The organism is Dyella sp. (genome assembly GCF_035277725.1).
Classification (GTDB): Bacteria; Pseudomonadota; Gammaproteobacteria; order Xanthomonadales; family Rhodanobacteraceae; genus Dyella_B.
Window position 1 is genome coordinate 24,750 of sequence record NZ_DATEJY010000030.1, and the last position, 14,076, is coordinate 38,825.

The following is a 14,076-nucleotide window of genomic DNA, read 5'->3' on the forward strand; positions in this document are numbered from 1 at the left end:
AGAGCGGTATTGTATCGATCATGCCGAGCTCCGGTCAAGCCGCCTGGAAAGCGCCCAAAGCCCGCTGCACCATCGCCGCGAACTTGCCCTGATCAAGCTCCATCACGACGTTGACCTGGGACTGCTGGCCCAGCCGGCCGGCCCAGTCCACCACAGTGGCGCCGCGTGTCAGGCGGCCATCCAACTCCACGCCGACACGACGGTGCTCGCTATGTTTCACCACGGAAGGGTCGACGGCCACCGCCATCGCCAGCGCATCGGCGGCAATGATGCCCCGCCTCCCGCGCTCACGGTTGGTCTCGCGAGCCACCCGAAACACGCGGCCAAAAAAATTTGCCCGATGATCACCCGCGGCCAGCCACTGATCGAACTCGTCCTCATCGAAGGCATGCCGCAGGGTGAGCTCCCAATCAACCAGGTCGAAGTCCGGGAAACCCTCGAACACCACGTGAGCGGCTTCCGGATCAAACCCGACGTTGAATTCGGCAGGCACACGGCTGGTATTGCCGCGTCCAGTGACCGCACCACCCATCACCACCAGACGCTTCACACGCTGCGGCAAGGAGGGATCCAGCCGCAGCGCCAGCGCAAGGTTGGTGAGAGGCGCCAGCGCCACCAGAGTGATGTCACCCGGACGCTCACGCGTCAGGCGAAGGATCGCCAGTGCCGCGTGCTCGTCTGAGATGATGGCTTTCGGCTGTGGAAAACCGACATCGCCGAGACCATCCTGCCCGTGCACGAAGGCCGCATCCTCCTCGGGCAAGCGCACCAGCGGTGTCGGACAGCCGGCAAACACTGGCGTGGCCGCACCCACCAGATCCACCAGCGTCCGCGCGTTGCGCGTGGTGTGCGCAAGACCCACATTGCCGGCCGCAATGCTGAGGCCGAGTACATCGGCATGCTCGTGGGCCATCAAGATGGCGAGGGCGTCGTCTACACCAGGATCGGTATCAATCAGCAGCTGCGGTTTGGTCATCGTCATGCCATCGACATTGAGCTGTACATCTTTTCCAAGCTACCTGCTTCTCAGGCGCCTGCATAGCGTGCCGCACCGCCGATCCAACGCTCGATCAGGCGCCCCGCGCGCTCAGGCTGCTGCGCCAGCATGTATTCGCCGACCTGCTGCACCGCCGGCAGCAGATGCGCGTCACGCGCCAGGTCAGCCATGCGGAAACTGAGCTGCCCGGTCTGACGCGTACCCAACACTTCACCAGGACCACGCAGCTCCAGATCCTTCTCGGCAATGCGGAAACCATCATTGGTTTCGCGCATCACCTGCAGGCGCTCGCGTGCAAGCTGCCCCAACGGCGGCTGGTAAAGCAGCACACAGTTGGAGGCGACTGCACCGCGCCCCACGCGTCCACGCAATTGATGCAATTGCGCCAGGCCAAGGCGTTCGCTGTTCTCGATCACCATCAGGCTGGCGTTGGGAACGTCCACGCCGACTTCGATGACGGTAGTGGCCACCAGTACGGACAAGTCACCCGCCTTGAATGCATCCATGACGGCCTGCTTTTCTTTTGGCTTCATGCGTCCATGGATCAAACCCACCTTGAGCTCGGCCAGCGCATGTGAAAGCTCCGCATGCGCCGCCTCCGCCGCCTGCGCACGCAGTTGCTCGGACTCCTCGATCAGTGTGCACACCCAATAGGCCTGCCGTCCTTCCAGGCAGGCGGCGCGAATGCGCTCGATGACCTCGGCACGCCGCGCATTCGAAATCGCAATGGTCTGCACCGGCGTGCGGCCTGGCGGTAATTCGTCGATGGCGGAGATATCCAGATCGGCATACGCACTCATCGCCAACGTGCGTGGAATCGGAGTAGCTGTCAGCACGAGCTGATGCGGCACCCAGTCGCCTTCCAATCCCTTGTCACGCAGCGCCAGGCGTTGCTGCACGCCAAAGCGATGCTGTTCGTCGACGATTGCCAAGCCAAGCCGCGCAAAGGCTACGCCCTCCTGCATCAATGCATGCGTGCCGATCACGATCGGCGCACCTTCAGCCACACGCTGCATCGCCTGCTGACGTATTTTGCCCTGCTGTTTGCCAGCCAGCCATTCGACGTGAATACCCAAGGGTTCCAGCCAATGACGGAAGTTGCGCAGATGCTGCTCCGCCAGCAATTCCGTGGGCGCCATCAACGCGACTTGGTAACCCGCCTCGACCGCAGCCAATGCCGCTGCGCAAGCCACCGCCGTCTTGCCGGAGCCGACGTCGCCTTGCACCAGACGGAGCATGGGACGCGGCTGCGAGATGTCCTCGGTGATTTCCTCGACCACCCGTTGCTGGGCACCCGTCAGCCGAAATGGCAAGGATGCCAGCCAACGTTGCCGCAACCGGCCATCACCGCCAAGTATCGGCGCATGACGCTGGCGCACGGCGGCACGCAAACGCTTCAAGCTCATGTGCTGGGTCAGCAGTTCTTCAAACGCGAGGCGTTGTTGTGCAGGGTGGCGCCCTTGGATCAGCTGATCCATGCGCGCATCCGGCGGCGGCCGATGCACGTATAACAACGCCTCGCGCAATGATGTCAGTCCGAATTTTGCGCACAGTTTGGGCGGAATCAGTTCCAAGTCCGCCTCGGCAGGCAATCGCTGCAGTGCCTTGTCGATCAAGGTTCCCAAACGTTTTTGCCCGAACCCTTCGGTGGTGGGATAGACCGGCGTGAGGCGCTCGTCGAGCGCGACGGGCGCATCTTCAGTCAAGCGGCGATATTGCGGATGCACCATCTCCAGGCTGCCATTGCCCTGGCGCACTTCACCGTAGCAAAGCAGACGCGCGCCCACCCGGAACTGCTCTGCCTGCGCGCGATTGAAGTGAAAAAAACGCAGCAGCAAGGTGTGCATCACCCCATCGCCGATCGCCACCTTCAATTGCGGGCGATAGCGGAAGCCTTTCTCGACCGCCTCCACCGCCCCGACCACCTGTGTGCGCATGCCGGGATGCAAATCCGCCAGCGGCGTCAGGTGCGTGCGGTCTTCATAACGCAACGGCAAGTGGAACCACAGGTCCTGCAGGCAATGCAGACCCAGCCGCGTCAGCGATTCGCGCATAGCCGGGCCGACACCGCCAAGCGCCGTGGCCGGCAGCTTGCCCGCATCATCGGTGATGGTGATGGTAGTTTGAGGTTTCGGGGCAGCCATTCCGGAAGACTAACCGAGCACACCGACGCAGCGCATTTGGACTGCCGACAAAGGCTGTCAGCAGCCTGCGTGCCTAGGGATCAGTCCAACACCATGATGACGTCCACTTCCACCTGCGCCCCCTTGGGCAGGCCGGCAACTTCGATGGTGGATCGCGCCGGATAAGGTGCCTGGAAGTATTCGTTCATGACCGCATTGACTGCCGTGAAGTTCGCCAGATCCGTCACGTAGATACCCACGCGCACGAACTGCTCGAACGAACCGCCGGCTGCTTCAGCCACGGCCTTGAGATTCTCGAACACGCGGCGTGTCTGTGTGCTGATGTCGCCTTCCACCAGCATGCCGCTGGACGGATCGAGTGGAATCTGACCAGAGAAGTACACCGTGTTGCCGGCGCGTACGGCTTGCGAGTACGGGCCGATGGCGGCGGGAGCTTTGTCGGTAGAGATGATCGTGCGGGGCATGGGGTTCATCCGTTCAAGGCGGAAACGGAAGTGTAGCGAGAGAACGACACGCTACAACGGATACCTGTACGCCCCGCTCACTACACCCGTCCGCCGCACGCGCCGGATGACCTCGGCCAGGTGCTTGCGGTTCTTCACCTCGATGGTGAACAGCAGTGTGGCGGCCGAGGTATCGCGCTCAACGTATTCCACGTTTTCGATGTTGGAATCGGCAGCGGCAATCGCGGCCGCCACGGTGGCAAGCACGCCAGGCCGATTGATCACTTCGATGCGCAGCTCGGCGCGGTAATCGCCTTGTACGTCGCGGTCCCATTCGATATCCACGCAACGCTCAGGCGTGGATTTGCGCAGCTCGGCCATGTTCGGGCATTCGGTGCGATGCACGACGATGCCCTTGCCCGGTGACAAGTAGCCTACGATTTCATCGCCCGGCAACGGATGGCAGCAATTGGCGAAGCTCAGCACGCCACGCTCGGCACCGGTGATGTGGATTTTCTCCGTCGGATGCGTGACCAGCGCGCCCCGCGCGGACGTACCCCGCGAAGTCACCAGCTGACTGGCGACCTGATCAGGCATGCGATTGCCGAGCGCAATATCGGCCAGCAGCTCTTCCAGGCGCTTGAGCTTGGACTTGTGCAGGAATTTCTCCAGCACCTCCGGCTGGATGGCGTCCAGGCTGGTGCCCAGCGCATCGAGCGCGCGATCGAGCATGCGATGACCAAAGTCGACCGCGTCTTCGTGTTGCAGATGTTTCAGGTATTGGCGAATGGCAGTGCGTGCCTTGCCTGTGACCACGAATTCCAGCCACGCCGGATTGGGTACCGCCGACGGCGCCGTGATGATCTCCACCAACTGACCTGATTCAAGTCGGGCGCGGAGCGGCAACAGCTTCTTGTCGACGCGCGCCGCCACCGCGTGATCGCCCACATCGGTATGCACGGCATACGCAAAATCCAATGCGGTGGCGTTGCGCGGCAGCGACAGGATGTCTCCACGCGGCGTGAACAAATAGGTTTCATCCGGGAACAGATCGATCTTGACGTTCTCGATGAATTCCGCCGCGGAAGGCGTGTTCGCCTGACTATCGGCCAATGCGGAAAGCCATTCGCGCGCACGCGCCTGCGCGCTGTTTGCGGGACCGCTTTCCGTCTTGTATGCCCAGTGCGCAGCGACACCACGTTCGGCGACCGAATCCATTTCCTCGGTGCGAATCTGTACTTCGATCGGCGCACCGAACGGCCCGAGCAAGACGGTGTGCAGCGACTGGTAGCCGTTGGCCTTCGGAATCGCAATGAAATCCTTGAAGCGGCGATCGACCGGCTTATACAAGGCATGCACGACGCCCAGCGCCATGTAACAACTCATCGCGCTGTCGGTCACGACGCGAAAGCCATACACATCCATCAGCTGCGCAAAGCTTTTGTGCTCATTGCGCATCTTGGAATAGATGCTCCACGGCGACTTGATCCGCCCGACCACGCGCACCGGAATGCGCTCCTCGACCAGGCGTGCGGTGAGCGCGCCTTCGATGCGGCTCATGGCTTCGCGGCGATTGCCGAGGGCTGCGCGAATACGTTCGCTGATCACGCGATAGCGATCGGGATGCAGCGCACGGAAGCCCAGGTCCTGCAGCTCGGCCTTGATCTTGTTCATGCCGAGGCGTTGTGCGATCGGCGCGTAGATTTCCAGCGTCTCGCGCGCAATGCGGCGGCGCGACTCGGCGTCTTTTGCGCCGAGCGTGCGCATGTTGTGCAGACGATCGGCCAGCTTGATCAGGATGACACGCAGGTCGCGCGCCATCGCCAGCAGCATCTTGCGGAAGCTTTCCGCGTCCGCCTCCTGGCGGCTGGAAAAGCGCATCTTGTCCAGCTTGGTGACACCGTCGACCAGCTCGGCCACCGGCTCGCCAAATTCGCCGGCCAGTTCGGTACGGGTCAGCTGCGTGTCTTCAAGCGTATCGTGCAGGATTGCAGCGATGATGGTTTCCGCATCCATGCCGAACTCGGCAAGAATGCCGGCCACGGCGATGGGATGGGTGATATAGGGCTCGCCGCTCTTGCGGGTCTGCCCTTCGTGCGCCACCGCGCCCACTTGATACGCGCGCAGCACGCGTGCGACTTGCGGCTCGGGCAGGTAGGCAAGGCGTTCTTTCAGTGCCAGCACGTAGGGCGGCAATGCGGACGTATCCGGGGAAGCTGGATGCGTGGCCGCGGTCGTCATGGAATCCCGACGCCCGTTCAGGCCGTCGCCTCGCTCAAAAGCTGGAAGAAAAAGTGGAGGCGCAACGCGTGGCTGATCAATCCGGGGTCACCGGCTCGACGTTTAATCCACTGTCGACAGCCGCCACCTTCCATCAGTCATCTCCGCCTTTGGAGAGATCGTCATCCACTTCCTGCGCCGCCCATTCCAGGGCTTCACGCTCGGCACGCTCGCGCTCGGCGCGGTCGATCTCGTCGATCGTGACCTGATCGATGCGACGATCAGCAATTTCACGCAGCGCCAACACGGTGGGCTTATCGTTGTCAGGGTTGACGGCCGGTTCGGCCCCGTTGGCGAGCTGGCGGGCGCGCTTGGTCGCCATCAGAACCAGTTCAAAACGGTTGTTGACCACCTCGAGGCAGTCTTCCACGGTAATGCGAGCCATGGGAAATCCTTGAACTATAAAAACTTATGCGGCCTTACAGTTTATCGGCCGGTTACCCGGCTGGCAACGCGAAGCGCTCGCCGCCATGCTGAACACGCTTTATCATGCCCGGCTGTCGCACGCTAGCTCGAAACAATGCTGCAACACGTGCACAATATAGAACTAGAAAGTACACATATAATCTCCCAACCTATTTGCAGCGGACTCCCCCTCGATGCCTTCCCTGCCCCGTCTTGCCGCACTAAGCCGTCTTGTACCCGCCGTCGCCATGCTGGCCTTGTTGGCCGGGTGTGCCATCGCGCCACCTCGTACCGACGATCCGCTGGAGAAGTTCAACCGCAAGAGCTACGCCTTCAACATGGCGCTGGACAGGCACGTGCTGCGTCCGGTGGCCGTGGGCTATACCAAGGTCACGCCCAAGCCGGTGCAGACCTCGGTCAGCAACTTCTTCACCAATATCAAGCTGCCGATCAGCATCGCCAACAACCTGTTGCAGGCTCGCCCGAGCGATGCCATGACGGATACCGGCCGCTTCTTGATCAATATGACGGTGGGATTGGCCGGCTTCTTCGATCCGGCCACCAAAATGCAGATCCCGATCAAGGAAACCGATTTCGGCATCACCCTGGCCCGCTGGGGCGTGCCGGAGGGCGACTACCTGATGATCCCCCTGCTTGGCCCGTCGACCTTCCGGGACGTGTGGCAGTACCCGGTGGACGGCTACCTGTTCGACCCGATCAGCTACTTCGAGCGCAATCACAAGTTTCACTGGGGCCAGTATTACATCCCCGAAGCCGTCTATTTCGTCCAGATGCGCGCCCAGCTACTCGATGCCGACAGCTTCCTGCAGTCTGCCTACGATCCCTACGCCTTCGTGCGTGATGCGTGGCGCCAGAACCGTCTGAACAAGATCTACGACGGTAACCCGCCAGCGGACGTCATGCTGAAGCTGCAACAAGGGCAAGGCTCCAACAACAAGCAAGATCAGAACTTCGATCCCGCCGAGCTATTGAAAGAGCAGCAGCAGTGGGAACAGAAGCAGAAACAGCAAAACAATTCCGGTCAGCCTTCTGGTGGCTGAGCCGGCAAGTTGAAATATCCCTCGATCCTGATCGGAGGATTTCAATCAACCAGGCACAAAAAAACGGAGCTCATCAGAGCTCCGTTTTTTTGTGCCTGGTTGTTCGTGATCGCAGAGTCTCAGTGCAACAGCGATTCCACACCGCAAACCTGCGCGAGCGCCTGCATACCTTGCGGCACGCGACGCACGCTTACCCGGCGTCCGCCTTGATCGGCCTCCGACAGGGCAGCCAGCACGCACGCCAAGCCTGCACTGTCGCAGCTATCCACACCACCGAGGTCCAGCGTATGCCGATCATGCTTGGCGAACGCGCTACGCATCGCCGTGAGCGCACTGGCCGCCGTGGCGAAGTTCAGCGTTCCGGAGACGGAGACCGTATCCGGAACGTCTGCAATCACCTGAAACTTGCCGGACTTGGTGGGAGACATCAGCCCTGACTGCCCTTGTTGCCTTTGTTTTCCTGGTCCATCTTCTGCAACGCCTTGTCACCCTGTGTTTCCAGATCGGCGATCAGCTTGTCGAGACCTTCTTTCTTGATCTCGGCGTCGACCTGGTTGCGGTAGTTGGTGATGTAGGAGATACCTTCGATGATGATGTCATACGCCTTCCACTGACCATCGGCGGTCTGGTGGAACACGAAGTTCACGGCCACCGGCTTGTTGTCGCTGGTGTTCATCTGGGTCTTGACGACGGTGTATTTCGGATTGACCTCGCCACCGGACGGCAGGACCTTTACCGTGCCCTTGGTATAGCTCAGCAAGCCTTCCGCATAGCGGTTGGTCAGTGAGCTGTAGAAAGCCTTGGCAAAGCGTGAGCGCTGCTCGGGCGTCGCCTCGCGGGCGTGCATGCCGAGCACCAGGATCGACGCCCAGTCGGTATCGAAATGCGGCAGGAAGATCTGATTGACCAGGGAGATCAGCTTGGGCTTGTTGTTCTGCAACTGCGCCTTGTGATCGGCGATCTGCGTATCAAGCTGGTGAGTGATGTCCTCGACAACGGCCTGCGGCGACGATGCGTTGGACGGCTGCGCGCTGGAAGCGCTCTGCGCGAAGGCCGGCGCGGCGATCACGACGCTGCCCAGAGCGAGGGCGGTGGCAATGGCCAGATGACGCAACATGGATGACTCCTCGTAAAGCCGGCTCAATGTTTGCCGGCAGGCTGATTGGACGAACCGTTACCGTTGCCACCGGCATTACCGCTGCCGCTGGACGAACCATTGACCAGGAACTTGCCGATGAGATCCTCCAGCTGCACGGCTGATTGGGTCAGCACCAGCTGGTCGCCTTCCTTGAGCGAATTCGGCGAGCCGCCGGGTTGGATCGCAACATACTGGCTACCGATCAAACCACTGGTGAATATGGCAGCGGCCGAATCGTCCGGAATCTGGTTGTACCGATTGTCGATGGCCATCGTGACGGTAGCGTCCAGCTTGGTCGGATCGGCCTTCACGTCGGCCACGTTGCCGATGGCCACGCCCGCCATCTTCACCGGCGCGCCTATCGTGAGCGTACCGACGTTGGTGAAGTGCGCCGTGACTTTGTAACTGCCGCCGATGGCATCGGCCGAACCGCCGCCACCGAAGAACTTGCCGAGCATTTCTTCCAGCGGCTGCGTCGACCGGGTCAACACCAGATGCGCACCATCGGCCAGATATTGCTTGCCCGCGCCGAACTGCAAGCCGACGTACTGGTCGCCCAGCAGACCGCTGGTATAGATCACGGCCGTCGAATCGACAGGAATCTGGTTGAATGTCTTGTCGATCGAGAGCTTGACGTCCGCCACGTCCTTGCCCGGCTCCAGCGTGATCGACTGCACTTGACCCACACGCACCCCTGCCACCTTCACCGGCGCACGCTCCTTCAGCTGGCCAACGTTGGTGAATTGCGCATCCACCGTGTAGCTCGCGCCTTGGTGGCTGTTCACCACCGAGGTCGTCTGCGTGGCAAGGTAAGCGAGCGCAGCGAAACCGAGCACGATGAACAGACCGGTGCCGACGGCATAGGATTTTCTCTGGCTCACGGCAAAGTCCTCAAAAAGAAGCAAATAGTCATGATGGTCACATCAGGAAAGCGGTGAGCACGAAATCCAACGCGAGAATGGCGATCGACGAGGCGACCACCGTGCGCGTGGTGGCATACGCCACGCCTTCGCTGGTCGGCGCCGTGGTGTAGCCCTGGAACACGGCAATCAGCGAGATCACCGCACCGAACACCAGGCTTTTCCAGATCAGGCCGTTGATCACGTCGTCCCACACATGCACGGTGGCAGTCATGTTCGACCAGAACGTGCCGTTGTCGACACCCAGCCAATTCACGGCAACCAGATGCCCGCCAAAAATGCTCAATCCGCAGAACACGCAGCACAGCAACGGCATAGCGATCACGCCGGCAAGAAAGCGCGGTACCGCGACATAGGCAATCGGATCCACGGCCATCATCTCCATCGCCGCGATCTGATCAGTCGCACGCATCAGGCCGATTTCAGCGGTGATCGAGGTGCCCGCGCGGCCCGCAAACAGCAATGCCGTCACCACCGGCCCGAGCTCGCGATACACCGATAGCGCCACCACCGAGCCCGTCGCGGAAGTGCCGCCGAAAATGGCCAGCACGTGATACAGCTGCAATCCCAGCACCATGCCCACGAACAATCCGCAAGTCATGATGATGGTGAGGCTCATGCCGCCGACGAACCACAACTGCCGGACCGTCTCCGTCACATGCCGCATGCTGCGCGGAATGGCGGACAAAATGCGCAACAGGAACAGGCCGCAGCGGCCGATCTGGGCCAGCGATCCGATCACGACGTTTTCGTGTCCCATTCGCGCGTTCATGCCACACCTTGCTTGAAACCGAGAGCTTCGGCGTAATCGCCAGCCGGATATTGGAATGGCACCGGACCATCCGCTTCGCCACCAAAGAACTGACTCGTCCACGGCGAGCCGCTTTCGGCAATGGTCTTGGGATCGCCCTGCGCCACCACCTTGCCATTGGCAATCAGGTAGACCACATCAGCCACCTGCTTGATCGCCTCCAGTTCGTGCGCCACCAGGACGCTGGTCAGACCCAGCGTTTCATTGAGCGTGCGGATCAACTTCAGCACTTGGTTCAGCGCGATCGGATCCAGGCCGACGAAGGGCTCGTCGTAAAGAATCAGCATGGGGTCGAACACGATCGCACGCGCCAGCGCCACGCGGCGGGCCATGCCGCCGGAAAGCTCGCTCGGCATCAACGACGCGGCGCCGCGCAAGCCTACCGCCTGCAGCTTGGTAAGCACGATGTTGCGGATCAGCACCTCGGGCAACCGGGTGTGCTGGCGCAGCGGGAACGCCACGTTCTCGAACACGTCAAAGTCGGTGAGCAGGGCGGAGTTCTGGAACAGATAACCGATGCGCTCTCGCAACTCGAACAGGGCATCGCGCGGCATCTCCGCTACGTTCCGTCCATCTACCAGCACCTGCCCCGCATCACCGCGCATCTGGCCGGTGATGTGCTTGAGCAAGGTGGTTTTGCCGGTGCCGCTGGGACCCATGATGGCGGTGACTTTGCCGCGCGGAATGTCCAGGTCCAGCTTGTCGAACACGACCTTGCCGTTGAGCACCGTGGTCAGGCCACGAATGCGCACCAGCGCGTCGTTGTCGGGTTGAGCTTGGACAGTATCGATCATGGCCAGGGGGACGGCGGGAAAGTGGAAACGTTAACTGAACTGGAGCCCTAATGCTATGCGGGCCAGTACAGTAATCCTGAGCGAATGTTCAGGTTTGGGCCAAAAGCTCGCGGATCAAGCTTTCGTGACGCTGACACTGCAGCGCACTGCGCTGGCGAACGGCCCGTACGATGGCCTGGAGGCTGTCCAGCGCGTCCTCGAACCGGTCGTTGACGATGATGTAGTCGAACTCGTGGGCATGCGCGATCTCGCCCCGGGAATTTCGCAGCCGCCGCTCGATCACTTCCGCACTGTCCGACCCGCGCCCGCGCAGCCGGCGTTCCAGCTCCGCCCGTGACGGCGGCAGGATGAACACGCTCACCACATCCGGCTTGGCCTTGCGTATCTGCGCGGCACCCTGCCAATCGATCTCAAGCAAAACGTCACGTCCTTGTTGGAGCAAATCCTGCACCGTCCTGCGCGATGTGCCGTAGAAATTGCCGTGCACTTCGGCATGTTCGAGAAAAATGCCCTCGGCAACTTCGCGTTCGAATTCCGCCCGTTCGACGAAGTAGTAGTGACGCCCGTACTGCTCGCCCGGACGCGGCGGACGCGTCGTGTGCGAGATCGACAAGGAAATGCCCGGCTCACGCTCAAGCAACGCGTTTACCAGCGTTGACTTGCCAGCACCGGACGGCGCGGCAACGATGAACAGCGTGCCGCTCCTGTCAGATGACATGGCGCGAAGCTCCCTTGCCCCCTCTCCCCTTCGGGGAGAGGGTTGGGGTGACGGGCAACGGCTTGCAGAACATCACGATGGGCAGCGCTATTTTCATTCGATGTTCTGCACCTGCTCGCGCATCTGCTCGATCAGCACTTTCAACTCCACCGCCGCATTGGTGGTGCGCGCATCGATTGACTTGGACCCGAGCGTATTCGCCTCGCGATTGAACTCCTGCATCAGGAAATCCAGGCGCCGGCCTACCGGTTCCTTCAAGCCGAGCACACGGCGCGTTTCGGCGATGTGCGTGCTCAGGCGATCGAGCTCTTCATCCACATCCGAACGCGTCACCTGCAACACCAGTTCCTGCTCGAGCCGGCCCGGATCGGCCGGTTGCTTCAGATCGGCAAGGCGCGATTCCAAACGCGTGCGCAAGGCGACGCGGATCTCCGGCATCCAGCTGCGCACATCCTTCACGATGCGCTCGATCGCGTCCAGCCGCTCGCGCAGGATGTCGCCCAGCTTGGCGCCTTCGCGTTCGCGCGTGGCGGTCAATACTTCCAAGGCACGATCAAGCACTTCCAGCAACGCCGCCTGCAGCGCTTCCTGATCCGCCTCCGCGTGCTGCAGCACGCCCGGGAAACGCAACAGCTCGGTAAATTCGATCTGCATGCGTGGGAAACGCGCTTCCATGTCCAGCGCCAGTTCGGACAAGCGGCCTACCAGTGCGCTGTCGACCTGCAGCGATTCACCGCGCGACTCGCCGCGCCGCACGATCACATCGACCTTGCCGCGCGACAAGCGACTTGCCATCCGCTCACGCAACGCGGACTCGAACACGCGCATGTCTTCCGGCAAGCGGGGGCTGAGCTCCAGATAGCGATGATTGACCGCGCGCAATTCGCACGTCAGCGCTCCCGCGGGCGTCTGGGCGTCGGCGGAAGCATAGGCAGTCATGCTGCGAATCATGGATAACCTTGGGAGTGGAAGGTGATGAAAGGCGCAATGGTAAACTGTCCCGCCTCTAGTTGCCCAAAAGAACGCCATGCCAGTGTCCCGTCCAAGCGGTCGCACCAGTGATCAGTTGCGCAAAGTCACCATCGAGCGCCACTACACCCGCCACGCCGAAGGCTCAGTGCTGATCGCGTTCGGCGATACGCGCGTGCTCTGCACCGCCAGCATCGAAGACCGCCTGCCGCCCTGGCTGCGCGGCAAAGGTGAAGGTTGGGTCACCGCCGAATACGGCATGCTGCCGCGCGCCACGTCCACCCGCACCCAGCGCGAAGCCACGCGCGGCAGCCAGGGCGGACGCACCATGGAAATCCAGCGCCTGATCGGCCGCAGCCTGCGCGCCTGCGTGGATCGCCAATCATTGGGCGAACGCGTGATCACCCTGGATTGCGACGTGCTGCAGGCCGATGGCGGCACGCGCACGGCGGCCATCACCGGCGCCTATGTCGCGCTGGTCGATGCAGTAAACACCTTGATGAAACGCGAAAACCTGCGCCGCAATCCCATCATTGGGGCGGTGGCAGCGGTATCGGTGGGCGTCTACCAGGGCATGCCGGTGCTCGACCTCGACTACAACGAAGACGCCAACTGCGACACCGACATGAATGTGGTGATGAACGACGGCGGAGGCATCATCGAAGTACAAGGCACGGCCGAAGGCCACGCGTTCCGCCGCGACGAGATGGACGCCATGCTCGACCTGGCCGAAAAGGGCATCGCCGAACTGATCGGCCTGCAGCGCGCAGCACTGGACCTGGGCTGAGTACGTTCCATGCAGCGCATCGTTCTCGCCAGCAGCAACCGCGGCAAGCTTGCCGAATTCAACACCTTGCTCGCCGACAGCCAGTTCGAAGTGATTCCGCAAGCCGAATTGGGCGTGGAAGATGTCGAGGAAACCGGCCTCACCTTTGTCGAAAACGCGCTGCTCAAGGCGCGCCATGCGTCGCAGGTCACCGGCTTGCCGGCGCTGGCGGATGATTCCGGTCTATGCGTGGCGCATCTGCGTGGCGCACCGGGCCTCTACTCCGCGCGCTACAGCGGCGGGCACGGCCATGCAGAGGCCAATAACGCGTTGTTGTTGCAGAAGCTGGATGGCGTCCCATCGCCACAGCGCAGTGCATTCTTCATCTGCGTGCTGGCGCTGCTCTGGCACGCCGAAGATCCCGCACCACTGATTGCCGAAGGCCGCTGGCACGGCCGCGTGCTGGATGCACCGCGCGGCGCACAGGGCTTCGGCTACGACCCGTTGTTTCTGCCGCACGGCCAATCATCCAGCGCTGCCGAATTGGAACCGGAAGTAAAAACCCGCCTGAGCCATCGCGGACAGGCCATGGCAAAACTGCACGCGCGTATTGCCGAACTGCATAGCTGA

15 protein-coding genes are annotated in these 14,076 nt (G+C 61.8%); 3 read left to right on the forward strand and 12 right to left on the reverse strand.

Translation table 11 applies throughout. The annotated features are described in order from the left end of the window. Window positions 1-34: 34 nt before the first annotated feature. From VJR68_RS02070 to rpoZ, 5 genes are all read right to left on the reverse strand, one after another. Window positions 35-976: a nucleoside hydrolase gene (locus VJR68_RS02070; RefSeq protein ID WP_324145885.1), complete on the reverse strand. Its 942-nt coding sequence runs from the start codon at window positions 974-976 to the stop codon at window positions 35-37. Window positions 977-1,026: 50 nt separating this feature from the next. After that, window positions 1,027-3,141: an ATP-dependent DNA helicase RecG gene (recG, locus tag VJR68_RS02075; RefSeq protein ID WP_324145886.1), complete on the reverse strand. Its 2,115-nt coding sequence runs from the start codon at window positions 3,139-3,141 to the stop codon at window positions 1,027-1,029. Between the two features lie 80 nt (window positions 3,142-3,221). Next, on the reverse strand, window positions 3,222-3,605 hold the full coding sequence (locus VJR68_RS02080) for a RidA family protein (RefSeq protein WP_324145887.1): 384 nt from the start codon (window positions 3,603-3,605) through the stop codon (window positions 3,222-3,224). A 51-nt stretch (window positions 3,606-3,656) separates the two neighbouring features. Next, on the reverse strand, window positions 3,657-5,846 hold the full coding sequence (locus tag VJR68_RS02085) for a RelA/SpoT family protein (RefSeq protein ID WP_414647724.1): 2,190 nt from the start codon (window positions 5,844-5,846) through the stop codon (window positions 3,657-3,659). Between the two features lie 112 nt (window positions 5,847-5,958). Next, window positions 5,959-6,249 (reverse strand): DNA-directed RNA polymerase subunit omega, encoded by a 291-nt coding sequence (gene rpoZ / locus VJR68_RS02090; RefSeq protein ID WP_188793155.1) that lies wholly within the window; start codon window positions 6,247-6,249, stop codon window positions 5,959-5,961. A gap of 214 nt (window positions 6,250-6,463) precedes the next feature. On the opposite strand from rpoZ, the gene VJR68_RS02095 reads away from it, so the two are divergent. Beyond that, window positions 6,464-7,330, forward strand: coding sequence for a VacJ family lipoprotein (locus VJR68_RS02095; RefSeq protein ID WP_324145889.1), 867 nt, complete (start codon window positions 6,464-6,466; stop codon window positions 7,328-7,330). A 119-nt stretch (window positions 7,331-7,449) separates the two neighbouring features. On the opposite strand, the gene VJR68_RS02100 is transcribed toward VJR68_RS02095, so the two are convergent. From VJR68_RS02100 to VJR68_RS02130, 7 genes are all read right to left on the reverse strand, one after another. Continuing rightward, entirely contained in the window at window positions 7,450-7,758 is a 309-nt protein-coding gene (locus VJR68_RS02100) for an STAS domain-containing protein (protein WP_324145890.1), read from the reverse strand. Continuing rightward, the gene (locus VJR68_RS02105; RefSeq protein WP_324145891.1) at window positions 7,758-8,447 is read right to left on the reverse strand and encodes an ABC transporter substrate-binding protein; all 690 of its coding nucleotides are present in this window, start codon (window positions 8,445-8,447) and stop codon (window positions 7,758-7,760) included. The genes VJR68_RS02100 and VJR68_RS02105 overlap by 1 nt, the downstream gene beginning before the upstream one ends. Window positions 8,448-8,470: 23 nt before the next feature. Continuing rightward, window positions 8,471-9,349: an outer membrane lipid asymmetry maintenance protein MlaD gene (gene mlaD / locus VJR68_RS02110; RefSeq protein ID WP_324145892.1), complete on the reverse strand. Its 879-nt coding sequence runs from the start codon at window positions 9,347-9,349 to the stop codon at window positions 8,471-8,473. A 37-nt stretch (window positions 9,350-9,386) separates the two neighbouring features. Continuing rightward, window positions 9,387-10,160 carry a lipid asymmetry maintenance ABC transporter permease subunit MlaE gene (mlaE, locus tag VJR68_RS02115; RefSeq protein ID WP_324145893.1) on the reverse strand — a complete coding sequence of 258 codons (774 nt, stop codon included), beginning with the start codon at window positions 10,158-10,160 and terminating at the stop codon, window positions 9,387-9,389. After that, the gene (locus VJR68_RS02120; protein WP_324145894.1) at window positions 10,157-10,993 is read right to left on the reverse strand and encodes an ABC transporter ATP-binding protein; all 837 of its coding nucleotides are present in this window, start codon (window positions 10,991-10,993) and stop codon (window positions 10,157-10,159) included. Before VJR68_RS02120 ends, mlaE begins: the two co-directional genes overlap by 4 nt. Window positions 10,994-11,081: 88 nt before the next feature. After that, on the reverse strand, window positions 11,082-11,711 hold the full coding sequence (gmk, locus tag VJR68_RS02125; RefSeq protein WP_324145895.1) for a guanylate kinase: 630 nt from the start codon (window positions 11,709-11,711) through the stop codon (window positions 11,082-11,084). Window positions 11,712-11,804: 93 nt separating this feature from the next. Further along, window positions 11,805-12,662 (reverse strand): YicC/YloC family endoribonuclease, encoded by an 858-nt coding sequence (locus VJR68_RS02130; RefSeq protein ID WP_324145896.1) that lies wholly within the window; start codon window positions 12,660-12,662, stop codon window positions 11,805-11,807. A gap of 76 nt (window positions 12,663-12,738) precedes the next feature. Between VJR68_RS02130 and rph the strand changes: the two genes are divergently transcribed. Together rph and rdgB are read left to right on the forward strand one after the other, a co-directional pair. After that, window positions 12,739-13,467, forward strand: a complete 729-nt coding sequence (gene rph, locus VJR68_RS02135; RefSeq protein WP_324145897.1) for a ribonuclease PH — start codon at window positions 12,739-12,741, stop codon at window positions 13,465-13,467. 9 nt (window positions 13,468-13,476) lie between these two features. Then, window positions 13,477-14,076, forward strand: a complete 600-nt coding sequence (rdgB, locus tag VJR68_RS02140) for an RdgB/HAM1 family non-canonical purine NTP pyrophosphatase (RefSeq protein ID WP_324145898.1) — start codon at window positions 13,477-13,479, stop codon at window positions 14,074-14,076.